This is a genomic window from Clostridium lundense DSM 17049 (assembly GCF_000619945.1).
Classification (GTDB): domain Bacteria; phylum Bacillota; class Clostridia; order Clostridiales; family Clostridiaceae; genus Clostridium_AO; species Clostridium_AO lundense.
The window spans coordinates 1-14,678 of sequence record NZ_JHVC01000007.1; the positions used below are offsets into that span (position 1 = coordinate 1).

The following is a 14,678-nucleotide window of genomic DNA, read 5'->3' on the forward strand; positions in this document are numbered from 1 at the left end:
GTACTTACCGCAGGCTAAATCGCCAAAGAAGTGTATTTCCAAGTGATACTGCATTAATGAAAGCTTTGTACTTAGCAACATTTGAAGCTACGAAAAAGTGGACTATGCCTCTTCGTAATTGGGGAAAAGTATATGGTGAGTTATCAATAATGTTTGAAGGAAGACTTTTTTAATTAAGCCTACGGCCAAAAAAACACGCCCTTCCCTAGGGTGTTCTTGACATGCAATTCATTGTTAATTATATTGTAATTAAGGCATGGAGTTTTACCATGACCTCCATGCCTATAAAATAATTATCATAGAAAGCTATTTACAGAAAAACTTTCACACTCTCATTTTTCGTAATGTTAATGGAGAAAAATTATCCTTTATTCGTTCACTCTTCATTTTTAACTTTTCACTTTATCAAGTATAGCTTCATGACATAATCCATATTTACACCATTCACAGCTACTACATATATCATTAAAAGCTTCTATAGTTATGTTATGCTGTAGTCTATTCAACAAATATTTATAGCTATATATTTTAAAATCTAAATTAAGATAGTCCATAACTTTTTTATCCATAGACAATACTTTGTTATTTGAAGTACATCCCACATTTTTAACTTTGTGAGGACATTTTTTACAAACATCATCAGCATAAGGTGTAAGTTTAATGTTTATGGATGGATCTTCTTTTAATTTTGCAACTACGATATTCATATTATCTATAAATGACTTACTATATCCCTTTCCAATATAACCTTGAAAGCATAAGATATGATGTGGTCTTAAAGTTATCATTAGGATACGCCTAGTTTTACTTTATTTTTAACTTTAAGACCTATAATATAGGCTATAGCTATTTTTACTAGGTCAAACATAATAAAAGGTATAACTGCAACTTTTAAAGCCTTTGAAATAGACATACCTGTAACTAAGCATAGTTGAGTTGTTCCTAATGTGTAGCATAGAACTAATGATAAGATTAAAGCAGCAGCTGATTTCAATTTATTATAACTTTTTTGAGAAGAGTATCCAGCTAGTAAAGCCATAAAGGGAAAAGCTATAATAAACCCTCCTGTAGGTCCTACAATTGATTGTATTCCTCCAGAAAAATTCGTAAATACTGGTGCACCTATAGCTCCTAAAAGTACATATACAAAAATAGATATAAAGCCCTTTTTATAACCTAATATAATTCCTGTTAAATAAACTGCTAATACCTGCATTGTAAAAGGTATTGGATGAATAGGTATGGAAATTTGAGAAGCAACTGCTGTTAATGCAGCAAACATTCCACATAAAACTAAGTCTTTAGCTGATAATTTCAATTTAAACCCCCCTTGAAAAAAGTGCTTTTCATTTTTTTAATAGTATCATATTATTTTTTATTTGTAAACTAATAAGTGTATTTTGGTTAACAATATAATAGACCTAATGAGGTTAATATACATATAAATTATGATATGGTAAAATATTAGTTATAATACAGTTTTTACACACTAGATAATTTGGAGGTAGAAAAATGCAAATAAACAGAAATACTTTTAGTAGTAAAAGTAATGGTAAGAAAAGTGCATACATGATTTCTTTAGTTACTTTTATGATTTTTATCCTTAGTTATATATTATCAATTAAAGTTACACAAACAAAAAATGATGGAATGTTTATGTATAGGGCTTGGATGTGGACAGAGTATATAATAGGAATTGCTTCATTTGTAGTTATAGCAGCTAAATTTAGAGATATAAAAGCTGAATTTATATTTCCAGCTATAGTGCTAACTTTTATTAGCTCAATAAGTCTTTTAAATAGATCGGATATTGGTACTACTATAAAAGAAGCAGTAATTTTATTTTGCTCTTTTATAGCTGCTTGTCTATTATCAAAGGGTAATAATAATATTAAATCTTCACTAGTAGAGAGTAAATTTAAAAAAGCAATTTTATCTTTGGTATTAGGAGCTCTTATAAGTATGCCATTAGCTATTATAAATTTTTTCTATTTTAAAAATACAACAGGATACTTAAATTGGCAAAATCCAATTACATCAGCTTTCTTAGCTCTTCAGCCAGGTATTGCAGAAGAAATAGTGTTTAGATTTTTTATAATGAATGTATTTATTACTATTTTAAGCAAGCACGTTGATAAGAAACATACCATAGCTATAAGTATGTTTTTAGGAGTTGTACCTCATAGTTTATGTCACTTTTCTCAGTTGTGGATAGTAAATCCAATAAGTGCTATTGTAATGCTTATGCTAACTAGTTTATTATTTGGATTGCCTATGGCTTATTTACAATATAAAAGAGATTTAGAGACAGCTATATCCTTTCACTGGTGTATTGATTTCATAAGATTTTTAGGTGGATTTTAATTTGAAATTAAATAAATTAACAGAGCTTTCAGGTGTAAAGTTTAGGTATTTTAATAATATATCTGTATCACCATCAAAGGATAAAAAAAGTGTTCTTTCTTCATTGTCAAGAACCATCAAATAAGGTGTTTCATTTTCAGGGAATATTATAATAACTTCATCTATAAAGGAGTTTATCCATTTATTTTGAATCATTATAGGTGTGTCTAGAGGAATTTTAACCATATATCCTTTATCAGGAATAGGGTTGAATTTCTCATATATTCCTTTTATATTTTGAAGATATTTCTCAATTTCTTTTTCGATTTTAGGAGAAGATTCACTTCTTTTTACCACGTTATTTTTATTAATATCAAATATTTCAATGCTAACATACTCTTCTCCATAAACATTTGTACATGAAAAAAGTAAAATAGATAAAATTATTAATGCTTTTTTAATCACTAGAAATCACCTCGTTATTAATATTACCTAAAGAGATTAGAAATATTTTAATGAATAATAGTTAACATATGGTAATGAATGATTAAGTTGATAAAGTAAGAGGCTTGAAGGGGGATAATTACATATGATTGATATTAAGATGTTATATATTATAGCCATTATAGTAGCATTTTGCTCTATGTTATTACAATTATATAGATTAATTAGAGAAGGGAATCTTATTGTAAAGACACAAAAGAACATAATTTTTATAGAGGCTATGCTGTTTATAGGATTAACTATATTCTATGGAATTTCAGTTACTTTTAACATTGTATCGTATTTAAATAATGAGGAAGTTAATAGTAAAAAGTTTCTTCAAGAAATGATTATGCTGCAATGCAGTGTGTGTATGCTTTTACAAGCAAGAAGGTATTCAGGCATAAAGAAAAATGGCATATCCGTACAATATGACAAAGAAACTTATTTTTACAAATGGAATGAAATTAAGAGTTACAAATGGATAAATGAAGATGAATTCCAATTCCAAATTTTACAAAAGAATAATCCAACCATATATAAAACCATGGAAATAGGGGCTTATAAACAGCAGGAAATAGATGAAGTGTTACAAAGTTATATTTTAAAAAATTAAGAGGGGAGAATGAGGAGTTAGGGGGAATTATGTATGACATTTATTATTAGATTGAATATAATAATGGTTTGTTTTATATTATTTGGACTATATAAAAGGGTGAAAGAAGGAAAGCTTATTATAAAAATACAAAGAAATAAACCTTCTAAGTTTTACATAGTAATGCTTGTATTATTTGGCATTTTATTTTTTGATAATATTACAGAATATTTGAATAATGATAAAATGGATGCAAAAGTTCTTTTCACCAGTATATATTGGATACAATTTTGTATTTTAAATATTATGCATATAAGATTATATTCAGGAATAAGAACAAATGGTATATCTATGCAAAATGGAAACTATTCTTATTTTTATAAGTGGAGTGAAATTAAAAATTATAAATGGATAGATGAAGATACACTTAAGCTTGAAATTTTAGATAAGAATAATTCAATTATGAATAAAGATATGAATATAGGAATCCATAAACAACAGGAGATAGATGAGGTGCTACAAAGTCATGTTTTAAAAATTTAGGAATAAATAGTTAGTTATATAATGTAAATTATAAAATAATCAATGTAAGTAAAGATTTAAAGTATTCTACAATCATGATAAAATAAAGTGTTCGTGATTTAAGCAAGGATTATAAAATGTATTTACTTATATGGAATACAAAGAATAAATTTTATGTAGTAATTAGATAAAGTTATTTGTTTTTAAAGGAGCGATAATATGCAAAAGATTAAAATTTGTCCCAAAAATTTAAAAGGAAGCGTAAATATTCCTCCTTCTAAAAGCTTGGCTCATAGGGCAATAATAGCTGCAGGGCTTGCTAAAGGAGAAAGTATTATAGAAAATATATCATATTCCAAAGATATAATAGCTACTATTCATGGAATGAAAAACTTTGGAGTTAGCATTAATGAAATATATAAAGATGATGATAAAGTATTAAATGTAAAAGGTGTAAGTAGAATTGAAATAAAAAATAACATTATAGATTGTATAGAATCAGGTTCTACTTTAAGATTTTTAATTCCTATAGCTCTTTTGCAGGGAGACAAGGAAGTAACCTTTATAGGAAGAGGTAAATTGCCACAACGTCCTTTAGATGAATATTATAATATTTTTCATAAGGAGAATATATTTTATCAAAATGAAAAAGGGAATTTACCTTTAAGGATAAAGGGACAGTTAAAATCAGGTGAATTTTATCTAAAGGGAGATATAAGCTCTCAATTTATTACAGGACTCATGTTTGCTCTTCCTCTTCTTAATGGTGATTCAAAGATAATTATTACATCAAAGCTGGAATCAAAGGGGTATGTGAACTTAACTATAGATATATTAAATAAGTTTGGAGTAAAGGTTGAAAATAATCTCTATAAAGAGTTTTATATAAAAGGAAATCAAAACTATATATCTAGAAATTATAAAGTTGAAGGTGATTTTTCTCAAGGAGCTTTTTGGATTGTGGCAGGAGCAATTGGAGAAGAAATAATTTGTAAAAATTTAAATATAAATTCATTACAGGGAGACAAGGAAATAATAAATATAATAAAATCTATGGGAGGAAATATAGATATAAATGATGATTTTGTCAAAGTAAGTCCTAGCAGATTAAAGGGGATAACCATTGATGCCTCTGAAATCCCAGATTTAGTCCCAATTCTTGCAGTGGCAGGGTCAGTAAGCATCGGTGTTACAAAAATTATTAATGCAAAAAGGGTAAGGATAAAGGAATGTGACAGATTACATGCAATAGCTTGTGAATTAAATAAAATTGGTGGAGAAGTTGAAGAGCTGGAAGATGGACTTATAATAAAGGGTAATAAAAAATTAAAAGGTGACGTTGTAGATAGTTGGAATGATCACAGAATTGCCATGGCTTTAGCTGTAGCCTCTATAGCTTGTGAAGAACCTTTAATAATAAATAATAGTGAAGCAGTGGAAAAATCCTATCCAAACTTTTGGGAGGAATTTAAGAATGTAGGCGGAGATATGGAGATAAATGATTTTGATATAAAGTAAAATGAAAAATGGATAATAGTTTAGTGTGCGGATTAAAAATTTGACTGGATTAACTTTATAATGTATAACAGTGTTATACATTATAAGTAAGGAGAAGTAATTTAAATGAAGGAGAAATTAGAAACTAAAGATGGATCAAGTACTATTAATAATATTTTAAATTGTGCTAAAGCTGAATTTCTAGAAAAAGGTTTTAAGGATGCATCTCTTAGAAATATAGCTAAGCAAGCTGGTGTGACAACTGGTGCAATTTATGGTTATTTTAAGGATAAAGATGATATTTTTGTAACTCTTGTTAAAGACGTGGTTCATGGATTATATAATTTAATAGAGGAAATAGAGAGAAAACAGAATGACATATATGATAAAAATACAAAACTAAAAAATGAAATGATTGATGCAAAAGAAGAGCATATAAAATATATTAATTATTTATATGATAACTTTGATGTTTGTAAGCTATTGATTATGTGCTCAAGTGGTTCCAGTATGGAAAATTATATGGATGTTTTGATAGAAAAAGTTTTAAAAGAAAATAAAGAACCCATTCAATTTGTTAAAGAAACTTCAGGTTTGGATGAATTTACTATTCATGTAATAGTAGAATGCTACATGAATGCAGCAACTGAATTTATAAAACATGATATACCTTATGAAATTGCAATAAAACAATTTGAAAAAATGAATTCCTTCTTTTTTGCTGGATGGAATGAGTTGATTAAGTAGAGAGATACCTCAATACTGGATCTATGTCATAATGAATTAAGGATGTTATAGGTTTAAGTAGTAGCAAGACTTTAATAGAGTCCAAAAGCCTCAATTGAATTTCTACACCAGATTGGTTACTTTGTATAATTTCCATATAAACTTCCTCCTCCATCATTTGTTCTTTTTATTTTTTATCCAGATAAAGCAGATAACCACTCCGATTAAGGCTATCGCTCCCATGGTGATATATGGTAATTCAATATTGCTTTCATACAGATACCCAGCTAACAAAGGAGCAACAACTTTGCTAAGATTTCCGGCGGTACTGGCAAATCCCATCAGTGTTCCTTTGTGCTGATTGTCAGTTTTTGAAAGGCTTGCGTTTAATGTGGGTACTGTATAGCAGAAGATACCGCGAATAAGCCGAAAACCATACTTTTCAGGTCTGAAAAATCAAAGGGTTTTCTTTTTTTCGTCTGTTCTGAACGATCAATTGACTCTGGCAAAAGCGTTAGAATTAGCAGAAAGGCAATAAATGAAATGCCAGCTCCTGTAAAGAATGGGAGGCAAGCGAATAGCTTGCAAGAATGCCACCCAATAGTGGTCCCATCATTACGCCAACGCTCATTGCAGCTCCAAGTTGACTCATATTCTTGCTTCTTTCTTCCTCCAAGCTGGAATCTCCGACATATGCCAAAGACGCAACGGACGTAGCAGATGACAAAATACCTGATAAACTGCGAGCGATAAACAGCGTCCAAAAGGATGAAGCCAAACCGAACAGGAACAAGCTGATGGAATATCCTATAATACCAATGCTGATAATCGGCTTTCTACCGATTCGATCGGACAGCGCCCCCCAAAAAGGCGCGCATACTGTTTGTGCCAGCGCATATACGGCAGTGAGCCATCCAAGCTCGCGACCGCCTGCACCTAGATTTTTCATGTAAAACGGCATGGCCGGAAGAATTAGGCTATATCCTAACGCAATCACCAAAGTCGCAAGCTTTAAAGCGAAAATAGGCTTTTTATCCATTAATCGTCACCGTTCCCTCCGAACCGTCCACCGTTATCATTTGTCCACTTTCAATGCTTCTCGTAGCGGTGTGTGTCGCCATAACAGCAGGGATACCATATTCCCGTGCAACAATGCTTGAATGACTGAGAGGACCGCCAATATCCGTTACAATTGCACTTGCAGAGGCAAACAAGGGTGTCCAAGCAGGAGTTGTAGTAACAGCAACCAATACACTTCCCGGCTGGAAATTTTCAAAATCTGCCGGACTATTCAGTACACAGGCGCGAGCTGTCACAACACCAGAACTGGTTCCTATACCCCTCAACACGGTTTTTCCATCTTTTTGTTTCTGTAGTGCATGTGATATGCTTTTTGCATTCTTCTCAGGTAACTGAGCTGGCGGCACATAACTCTGGTATTTTTTTAGTTCCGTTTTTCGCGCAAGTATCGCCTTCCTTCTATCGGATAAAGGTATATTTTCGTCTAACTGTACTATGAGTTTTTCCAATTCCGATTTTGTGAGCCAGTAAATATCATCCAGATGCGAAGTAGCTCCGCCACGTATAAGGCGGGCTGAAATTTCCTGAAACATCCGGCGAATCAGCGGATGCCCCATTCCCATCAAATAAATAGCATTTTCACGCATAGGGGCGGTTTCCTGCGCCCAATGGAGCAACTTCAAAAACAGTTTTTTGCGTGAGCTACCTATATGTTGTAAAATTTCTTCTTCTGCCTGTTTCCTACGCTTTTCAAATGTAGCTTGACGTAAAAAAGGACTTTCACCTTTTCCTTCCACAAATGTTTTTATGGATTCAAAGGTTGGTGTAAGTGTTTCCTGCGGTGTGGAATACGCAAAATCGAATTCATAAGCGGTACGACCAAACTCTTTAAAATACTGATTGATTCGATTTTTCCATTCTATCCATACTTCCTGCGAAACTTCGTCAGGCAGAACTGAGGACATAAAATCTTCCGCTATCTTTGTTGTCGGATTGTTTTGCAGATAAAGGTTGAGGGTGCTATTTTGCTTTACCCATTCCGAGAGGCTCCACAGGTTCTTTTCCGCTTGCAGAGCAATCGTATCAAATCCAAGCAGGAAAACAGAAGTATCTGTCATACCAGCGCGGCGAGCCGCTCCCTGAAATAATTTTGTAAATAATGTTTCGCTGATAGAGGCGGCAGGCAATGTAAGCTGAATCCTTGTGAAATAAATACACGCGGCATAAAATACAGTCTGAATCCCCTCCATTATTTGATGAGCGCTCAGCATATGCATGGGCTTTTCTTCCCATTGTTTAATCACATCCTCAAATTCTTTTCGTGCCACTTTCCAGCGTGCAACGCTGTTCGTGAGCGCCCGGCGCAAAGAGCGGGGCGAAAGGGATTTGACAGCAATCAAAAGTGGCTTTGATTTAGCGGAAAGATAAACATATCCGTTAATAATCGTATATGCTCCGTTTTCTGGCAGTAGCTTTTTCGCGCTTTTACCAAACATATCTACCCATAAAAGTGCCGATGCACGGTTGACGATTTCAAGGCCAAGCGTGGCGAACAAGGGCGTAACAGGATTTGGCAGGTGTTCCGCCAGACTGCCTTTTGTGTATATAACATCCTTTTCCGGTAACGTCCATTCCGGCGGCAGGACAGTAATGGGGCGAGCCTGAACAATATACAATTTATCTTTTTCCAGTGCCCACTCTACATCCATAGGAATTTGATAATACTTCTCAATTTCCTTCCCAAGCTGTGTCAACCGCATGACTTGATTGCGGGTAAGAGCATGTTTTTTCCTCAACCGTTCAGGAACTAGGATTTCTTCCGTTCCATCTGAGGTGCGAACCGTCATAATCTCTTTGTTTGCTACTTCATACGATACAATTCGTTCGGCGTTTTTATCTACAACGATTGTATCAGGGGTGACTAAGCTGGAAACCACCGATTCGCCAAGTCCCCACGCGGCGTTAATAATCATTTCGCTACGTTTGCCATTGATAGGGTTTAGCGTAAACATAACGCCGGACGCATCGGAAAACGCAAGCTTTTGTACTACAACAGCAAGCGCGACAATCTCCTGCTTTATATCATTCTTCACGCGGTAAACAATAGCGCGAGCTGTCCACAGGGAAGCCCAGCACCGCTTTACAGCGGCAAGGACTTCATTCTCACCTTGTATGTTAAGATAAGTTTCCTGCTGGCCCGCAAAAGAAGCGTCGGGCAAATCCTCGGCGGTCGCGGAGGAACGGACAGCTACCGTGATGTTCCCTAATCCGGCATAAGCGGTTTTAATTGCCGCCGACACTTCCTGCGGCATTTCTCCATTATGGAAAAGCATCCCAATCTGCGTAGAAACATCTTCAAGCTGGCTGGTATTGTTGGAATCAATACCAGCCAGCAACTTATTAATGTGAGGCTGAATACGGTTCATCTCAACAAAACTCTGGTATGAAGCAGTCGTAACATGAAAGCCGTCTGGCACAGGGAAGCCCGCTGTCATAAGTTTTGATAAAGACATACCTTTTCCGCCGACCATTTCAACGGTTGCCTGTTTATGCCCCAAGGGTAGGATATAATAAATCATAATAATTCACCTCCATCATTCATAATTCCGTGTAGAAATATATTCATTGTTTCATCAAGCATTTTTTCCGGACTGGTTGATGGTCGAGATGTGTAGATGATTGCTATAACGGAGTTAATTAATAAACGCGCCATAAGATCGGCATTCGTTTTACGAAAGATGCCTGCGGTCACTCCATTTTCAATCACAGATTTTATAATATCCTGATATGCGTAACGCGCAGCTTTCAGCCGCTTTCGATATTCTTCTTCTAAGTAGTCAGATTCTGTATTTAACCACATCAGCACAGTTCTATACTGCTTTGGTACTACAAGATGATTCAGCATGATTTTTCTAAGGCACTGTTCCGGCGAAGATTCATCAGCAATAATTCTATGAACCTTTTGAATTGTTTCTTCTATTTTTTTCTCAACTGCGTATACAACAATCTCGTCTTTCGTTTTGAAAAAATCATACAGACTGGACTTTCCCATGTTTGCTAAAACCGCGATTTCCCGCATTGATGTTTTTTGGAATCCATTTTTCTCTATGAGCCGCAAAGCAACACCGATTATTTCTTCTCGGCGCGCTGCTTGTTGTTCGGGTGTAAGCATAATTCCTTTTGGCATGTGATGGTACCTCCTTGTAGCGACCAACGGTCGTTTGCTGTTTCGCTTTTATTATATAGCGACCGTTGGTCGCTTGTCAAGACTAATTTTTTATAGAAGAATATCTATTAACTATCAATATTAAGTTTTCAACACACAGCATATAGTATGTGTCTTAAATCAAAACTAACTATTTTATAATCTTCCAGTTATTACCGATTTTTTCTAATGCCAAATCGAATTGCGACACCCGTGTCGCTTTGGTCTGCTGGTCGAGATATTTCACTGCCAGCGATACCGTAACTTAATTATCCTTGCGGTTGTAAATAGGATTTACCAGTTCCGCAAATACATAATCCTTGCCGATAGGTTTCAAGACACCCTCATTCACATAGTAAGACAGTTCATTCATTGTTGAAGTAGGATAGAGCTTAAAGAATGTAGTCAAAAAATCATTGATTTCATTCGTCATAATAGAATTCACCGTTCCGTCATTTTCAATTGGAACTGGTTCATAGTCGGATTTCATAGGAATACTGGTAATGGTCGAATTTGGTGTTAGTATAATATTGTAGACATAGAAAGCCGAACACTTTAAAATATAGGAAAGAGAAGGAAGTGTTTATAATGGCAAGAGGTCAAAAACATTATACAGATGAATTTAAAAATACAATAGTAGAGCTTTATAACTCTGGAAAGAGCCTAGCAGAGTTAAGTAGTGAATATGCCGTATCAAAATCAACAATAATTGGCTGGATAAAGAAAAATAAACCTGTTTCTGTGGATAAAGATACAACCATAACAGCAGAAGAATATAAAAACCTATTAAAGAAAAATGCAAAGCTTGAAGAGGAAATCGAAATATTAAAAAAAGCTATGGGCATATTCGCAAGGAAATAACTACTGTATTTGAGTTCATTACTAACAACAAGAAATATCATGATATTAAGCTCATGTGTAAAGTTTTAAAGGTGTCTAGGAGCTCTTATTATAAATATCTAAATAAGAAGCCAAGCAATCGAGAATTAGAAAATAAAAAGAAACTTTGAAGCAACTACTATCAACGAAAAGTGGGTAACAGACATCACTTATATCCATACAATTAAAGACGGTTGTTGTTATTTAGCTTCAGTTATGGATTTGTATAGTAGAAAGATAATTGGATATTCTATGTCTAAGTTTATTGATACCTCATTAGCTCTGCAGGCTGTAAAAAACGCCGTAAGGCCTCAGAAACCAACTAAAGCTTTAATTTTACATAGTGATTTAGGATGTCAATACACAAGCTCCGCTTTTAAGGAATACATAGATAGTACTAAATTAATTACCCATTCCTTCAGTTCAAAAGGCTGCCCCTACGATAATGCTTGCATTGAATCTTTTCATGCCTCTTTAAAAAAGGAAGAAGTCCATCTTGTTAAGTATTTTGATTTTGACACTGCAAAGTTAGCAATATTTGAATATATAGAGGCTTGGTATAACAGAAAAAGAATACATAGCAGCATTGGTTATATTTCACTACAAAAATGTGAAGATTTAGCTAGAAAAATTGCATAAAAAGTTCAACTTTTTGTGTCTAAGATATTGACATAGATCCAGTACTCCAAATTTCCAAAAGTCTTTTCCATATTGGGAATTACAAATTTAAGTTCCATATTTGTACCTATCCTTTCTATTTAATAGTTAAATGAATCTTATTTTATTTGATGGTCTATACGGTGGGGAGCGACCTTTATTTTCTCCGTTTTCTGTTTTCGTGGTATCACGTTCTTTCAAAATTGGGTAAAAAATAGACACCTCATTTTGAAGTGTCTACCTTTTACATATTCAATTTTTTATTGGAAGTATCTTTGTTTCTTCACTTTTCAAGGGTAAATCGTCGTATCAAAGCTCATTCATAAGTAGTAAATTAGTAGTAAATTGATTGAGTTTGCCCTTGATAAAGTGTGATAAGTCCAGTGTTTATGTGGATAACTAGATTTTCATACTATTTTTTATATAAAAAATAATGAAAAACGTTATCAATTGAAAATCAATATTGACAAGGAGAGTAAAAAAGGGTAATATAACAGTGTTACATAGCTTATAACACTGTTATATTAATTGCGATATAGTTCTAAAATCTTATTTCATAGCAAGTATGTAGAGTCAAAAAAGGATTAGGAGGAGGAAAAATGAAAGAATTAATTAAAAACAAATCCAGCAATAATGGTACTAACATGAATAGTTCTAAAGAAAAGAGATTTTCCATTAAGCTTAATAAAAAGCTAATAATTATAGTAATATTTATGATAATTGTAGGATCGGGATTTAAAATAACTAATGAAATATTAGCTAATGAGGGATTAAAAGAAGATAAATATACTATTCTTAAATCAGGAAAAAATATAAACAAAATAAATGTTAAAGGTGAAGTGAAAAGTGAAAATACTACTAATGTTTATTCAAGTGTAACCCTTACAATTAAAGAGGTTAAGGTAAACATTGGAGATAAAGTTAAAATTAATGATGTTTTAGCAATTTTAGATACAAGCAAATTAGAGGATCAAATAAAGGAGTTAGAAGCCACTATTGTTACATCCCATTCTAGCAATAAGATAGCACTTGATAAAGCAAAAGCAGTATATGATAACGCATTAGCTTTAGGAAGTGATGAAAAAAATGGAGATATTAAAAGTGCAGAAACAGCATTAAATGCAGCAAAATTAGATTTTGAAAATAAAAAAAGGATTTATGAAAATAACAAGATATTATTTAATTGTGGCAGTGTTGCAAAACAAGACTTAAAGGAATATGAAATTTCTTATGAAAATGCAAAAAACACTTTTAAAAAATGTACTGTAGCATTAAACAATATAAAAACTAAAGTACAACTGGATTTAACTACAGCTAAAAACAATTATGATTTAGCAAGGACAAAATATGAGGATAATAGTCAACGCATTTCTCTTCAAAATTTAAAAAAGGATTTAAATAATGCTGTAATTAAATCACCTGTGGATGGAATAGTTAGTGCTAAAAATGCAAGTGTTGGCAATCCAAGTTCAGGAATACTATTTGAAATTAAGGATAATAACAATATAACAGTAAATGTAAATGTCAAAGAAGTGGATGTTGAAAAAATTAAAAAAGGACAAAAGACTGAAATAAAGACAGATGCAACTGGCACTGATATTATTCAGGGAGAAGTAATAAGTGTACAACCAATAGCTAAAGTTGAAGATAAAGATTTATTAAATCTTAATGATGATTCTAATGATAGAGAAGCAGAATTTGAAACTAAGATTAAAATAAATGATAAAAATCATAAGCTTAAAATAGGCATGAAAGCAAAAGTTGACATTATTTTAAGTGAAAAAGATGGCATTTATACAGTTCCTTCTGAAAGCATAATAAAAGATAAGGATAATAATGAATGTTTATATATAGCTGATAAAGAGGAAAAGAATTATATTATTAAACAAATTCCTATAACTAAAGGTACGGAAACAGATCTTAATGTAGAAGTTTTTGGAGAAGATATTAAGGATGGAATTATAGTTCTAAATAATCCTTCTGATTATGAAATTGGAAATAAAGTTAAGATTAATAGAAGGTAGGTGGGAAAAATGTTTTTAGAAGTTGTTGACGCTAAAAAAGCATATGGAGAAGGGGGAAGTAAGGTGGAAGTATTAAAAGGGGCAAGCCTTACTTTAGAAGAAAAAAAGATATGTACAATTTTAGGGCCTTCTGGATCGGGTAAATCAACTTTATTAAACGTTATTGGTGGCTTAGAAAGTATAGATTCTGGTGAGGTAAGAGTTGATGGAATTGTAATTTCAAATTTGAATTCGGATGATTTAGCATTTTATAGAAGAGAAAAGTTGGGCTTTATATTTCAATTTTATAATTTAGTTCCTAATCTTACAGTTAAAGAGAATATAGAGGTGTGTGAATATCTTACAAAAGATCCTTTAGATAAAGAAGAATTGTTAAATATATTAGGACTTTGGGAACATCAAGATAAATTTCCAAGGCATTTGTCTGGAGGACAACAACAAAGAACTGCTATAGCTAGAGCGCTTATTAAAAATCCTAAATTATTGCTTTGTGATGAACCTACAGGTGCCTTAGATTATAAAACATCTAAGGAAATTCTTCAACTTTTAGAATCTGTTAATAAAAAATATGGCACAACTATGATAATAGTTACTCATAATAATGCTATAAAGGATATGTCTCATAAAGTGGTAAAGGTTAGGGATGGAGAGATTGAAGAAGAGTATGAAAATGAAACATTAATTCCAGCAAAAGATATCACTTGGTAGCAATTTAGAATAATTCATA

General features: G+C 32.7%; 14 protein-coding genes and 3 pseudogenes. 9 read left to right on the forward strand and 8 right to left on the reverse strand.

All coding sequences use genetic code 11. The features are described 5' to 3' along the window. A pseudogene (locus tag T514_RS26080) lies at nucleotides 1-173 on the forward strand (IS256 family transposase); the annotation flags it as partial. Nucleotides 174-389: 216 nt separating this feature from the next. Here T514_RS26080 and T514_RS0108800 read toward each other — a convergent pair. Further along, nucleotides 390-788 (reverse strand): DUF1284 domain-containing protein, encoded by a 399-nt coding sequence (locus tag T514_RS0108800; RefSeq protein WP_027624441.1) that lies wholly within the window; start codon nucleotides 786-788, stop codon nucleotides 390-392. Next, entirely contained in the window at nucleotides 788-1,318 is a 531-nt protein-coding gene (locus T514_RS0108805) for a biotin transporter BioY (RefSeq protein WP_027624442.1), read from the reverse strand. Before T514_RS0108805 ends, T514_RS0108800 begins: the two co-directional genes overlap by 1 nt. 194 nt (nucleotides 1,319-1,512) lie before the next feature. Between T514_RS0108805 and T514_RS0108810 the strand changes: the two genes are divergently transcribed. Beyond that, nucleotides 1,513-2,364 (forward strand): CPBP family intramembrane glutamic endopeptidase, encoded by an 852-nt coding sequence (locus T514_RS0108810; RefSeq protein WP_027624443.1) that lies wholly within the window; start codon nucleotides 1,513-1,515, stop codon nucleotides 2,362-2,364. Here the strand turns inward: T514_RS0108810 and T514_RS24260 are convergent. Further along, nucleotides 2,350-2,808, reverse strand: a complete 459-nt coding sequence (locus T514_RS24260) for a hypothetical protein (protein ID WP_051541968.1) — start codon at nucleotides 2,806-2,808, stop codon at nucleotides 2,350-2,352. The two genes, T514_RS0108810 and T514_RS24260, sit on opposite strands and share 15 nt — an antisense overlap. A 124-nt stretch (nucleotides 2,809-2,932) precedes the next feature. Between T514_RS24260 and T514_RS0108820 the strand changes: the two genes are divergently transcribed. The 4 genes from T514_RS0108820 (at nucleotide 2,933) to T514_RS0108835 (ending at nucleotide 6,187) form a co-directional block, all read left to right on the forward strand. Then, nucleotides 2,933-3,442: a DUF5673 domain-containing protein gene (locus T514_RS0108820; protein ID WP_027624444.1), complete on the forward strand. Its 510-nt coding sequence runs from the start codon at nucleotides 2,933-2,935 to the stop codon at nucleotides 3,440-3,442. Between the two features lie 33 nt (nucleotides 3,443-3,475). Continuing rightward, a complete protein-coding gene (locus tag T514_RS0108825; protein WP_027624445.1) occupies nucleotides 3,476-3,964 on the forward strand; it encodes a DUF5673 domain-containing protein in 489 nt (162 codons plus the stop codon). 198 nt (nucleotides 3,965-4,162) lie between these two features. Continuing rightward, a complete protein-coding gene (aroA, locus tag T514_RS0108830) occupies nucleotides 4,163-5,461 on the forward strand; it encodes a 3-phosphoshikimate 1-carboxyvinyltransferase (RefSeq protein WP_027624446.1) in 1,299 nt (432 codons plus the stop codon). A 105-nt stretch (nucleotides 5,462-5,566) separates the two neighbouring features. Beyond that, nucleotides 5,567-6,187: a TetR/AcrR family transcriptional regulator gene (locus T514_RS0108835; protein ID WP_027624447.1), complete on the forward strand. Its 621-nt coding sequence runs from the start codon at nucleotides 5,567-5,569 to the stop codon at nucleotides 6,185-6,187. Between the two features lie 153 nt (nucleotides 6,188-6,340). On the opposite strand, the gene T514_RS27280 is transcribed toward T514_RS0108835, so the two are convergent. The 5 genes and pseudogenes from T514_RS27280 to T514_RS26085 form a co-directional block, all read right to left on the reverse strand. Further along, nucleotides 6,341-6,508: a hypothetical protein gene (locus T514_RS27280; protein ID WP_423219349.1), complete on the reverse strand. Its 168-nt coding sequence runs from the start codon at nucleotides 6,506-6,508 to the stop codon at nucleotides 6,341-6,343. 178 nt (nucleotides 6,509-6,686) lie between these two features. Then, nucleotides 6,687-7,205, reverse strand: a complete 519-nt coding sequence (locus T514_RS27285; RefSeq protein ID WP_242850577.1) for an MFS transporter — start codon at nucleotides 7,203-7,205, stop codon at nucleotides 6,687-6,689. Continuing rightward, complete coding sequence (locus tag T514_RS0108850; protein ID WP_027624448.1) at nucleotides 7,198-9,765, reverse strand: PEP/pyruvate-binding domain-containing protein; 2,568 nt, start codon at nucleotides 9,763-9,765, stop codon at nucleotides 7,198-7,200. Before T514_RS0108850 ends, T514_RS27285 begins: the two co-directional genes overlap by 8 nt. Further along, on the reverse strand, nucleotides 9,762-10,373 hold the full coding sequence (locus T514_RS0108855) for a TetR/AcrR family transcriptional regulator (RefSeq protein WP_027624449.1): 612 nt from the start codon (nucleotides 10,371-10,373) through the stop codon (nucleotides 9,762-9,764). Before T514_RS0108855 ends, T514_RS0108850 begins: the two co-directional genes overlap by 4 nt. A gap of 169 nt (nucleotides 10,374-10,542) precedes the next feature. After that, nucleotides 10,543-10,953: pseudogene (locus T514_RS26085) on the reverse strand (conjugal transfer protein). 26 nt (nucleotides 10,954-10,979) lie between these two features. Here T514_RS26085 and T514_RS26550 point away from each other — a divergent pair. The 3 genes and pseudogenes from T514_RS26550 to T514_RS0108875 all read left to right on the forward strand — a co-directional run bounded on the left by T514_RS26550 (nucleotide 10,980) and on the right by T514_RS0108875 (nucleotide 14,659). Then, nucleotides 10,980-11,909: pseudogene (locus T514_RS26550) on the forward strand (IS3 family transposase). 617 nt (nucleotides 11,910-12,526) lie between these two features. Beyond that, complete coding sequence (locus tag T514_RS0108870) at nucleotides 12,527-13,951, forward strand: HlyD family secretion protein (RefSeq protein ID WP_027624452.1); 1,425 nt, start codon at nucleotides 12,527-12,529, stop codon at nucleotides 13,949-13,951. 9 nt (nucleotides 13,952-13,960) lie between these two features. After that, nucleotides 13,961-14,659 (forward strand): ABC transporter ATP-binding protein, encoded by a 699-nt coding sequence (locus tag T514_RS0108875; protein WP_027624453.1) that lies wholly within the window; start codon nucleotides 13,961-13,963, stop codon nucleotides 14,657-14,659. Nucleotides 14,660-14,678: the final 19 nt, after the last annotated feature.

What these genes read in the sequence shown, in the direction of transcription:
- T514_RS0108825 (WP_027624445.1), top strand. Translation starts at nt 3,476, where the DNA reads ATGACATTTATTATTAGATTGAATATAATAATGGTTTGTTTTATATTA.
- aroA (WP_027624446.1), top strand. Translation starts at nt 4,163, where the DNA reads ATGCAAAAGATTAAAATTTGTCCCAAAAATTTAAAAGGAAGCGTAAAT.
- T514_RS0108850 (WP_027624448.1), bottom strand. Translation starts at nt 9,765, where the DNA reads ATGATTTATTATATCCTACCCTTGGGGCATAAACAGGCAACCGTTGAA.
- T514_RS0108855 (WP_027624449.1), bottom strand. Translation starts at nt 10,373, where the DNA reads ATGCCAAAAGGAATTATGCTTACACCCGAACAACAAGCAGCGCGCCGA.
- T514_RS0108875 (WP_027624453.1), top strand. Translation starts at nt 13,961, where the DNA reads ATGTTTTTAGAAGTTGTTGACGCTAAAAAAGCATATGGAGAAGGGGGA.
- T514_RS27285 (WP_242850577.1), bottom strand. Translation starts at nt 7,205, where the DNA reads ATGGATAAAAAGCCTATTTTCGCTTTAAAGCTTGCGACTTTGGTGATT.
- T514_RS0108820 (WP_027624444.1), top strand. Translation starts at nt 2,933, where the DNA reads ATGATTGATATTAAGATGTTATATATTATAGCCATTATAGTAGCATTT.
- T514_RS0108810 (WP_027624443.1), top strand. Translation starts at nt 1,513, where the DNA reads ATGCAAATAAACAGAAATACTTTTAGTAGTAAAAGTAATGGTAAGAAA.
- T514_RS0108800 (WP_027624441.1), bottom strand. Translation starts at nt 788, where the DNA reads ATGATAACTTTAAGACCACATCATATCTTATGCTTTCAAGGTTATATT.
- T514_RS0108870 (WP_027624452.1), top strand. Translation starts at nt 12,527, where the DNA reads ATGAAAGAATTAATTAAAAACAAATCCAGCAATAATGGTACTAACATG.
- T514_RS27280 (WP_423219349.1), bottom strand. Translation starts at nt 6,508, where the DNA reads ATGGGATTTGCCAGTACCGCCGGAAATCTTAGCAAAGTTGTTGCTCCT.
- T514_RS0108835 (WP_027624447.1), top strand. Translation starts at nt 5,567, where the DNA reads ATGAAGGAGAAATTAGAAACTAAAGATGGATCAAGTACTATTAATAAT.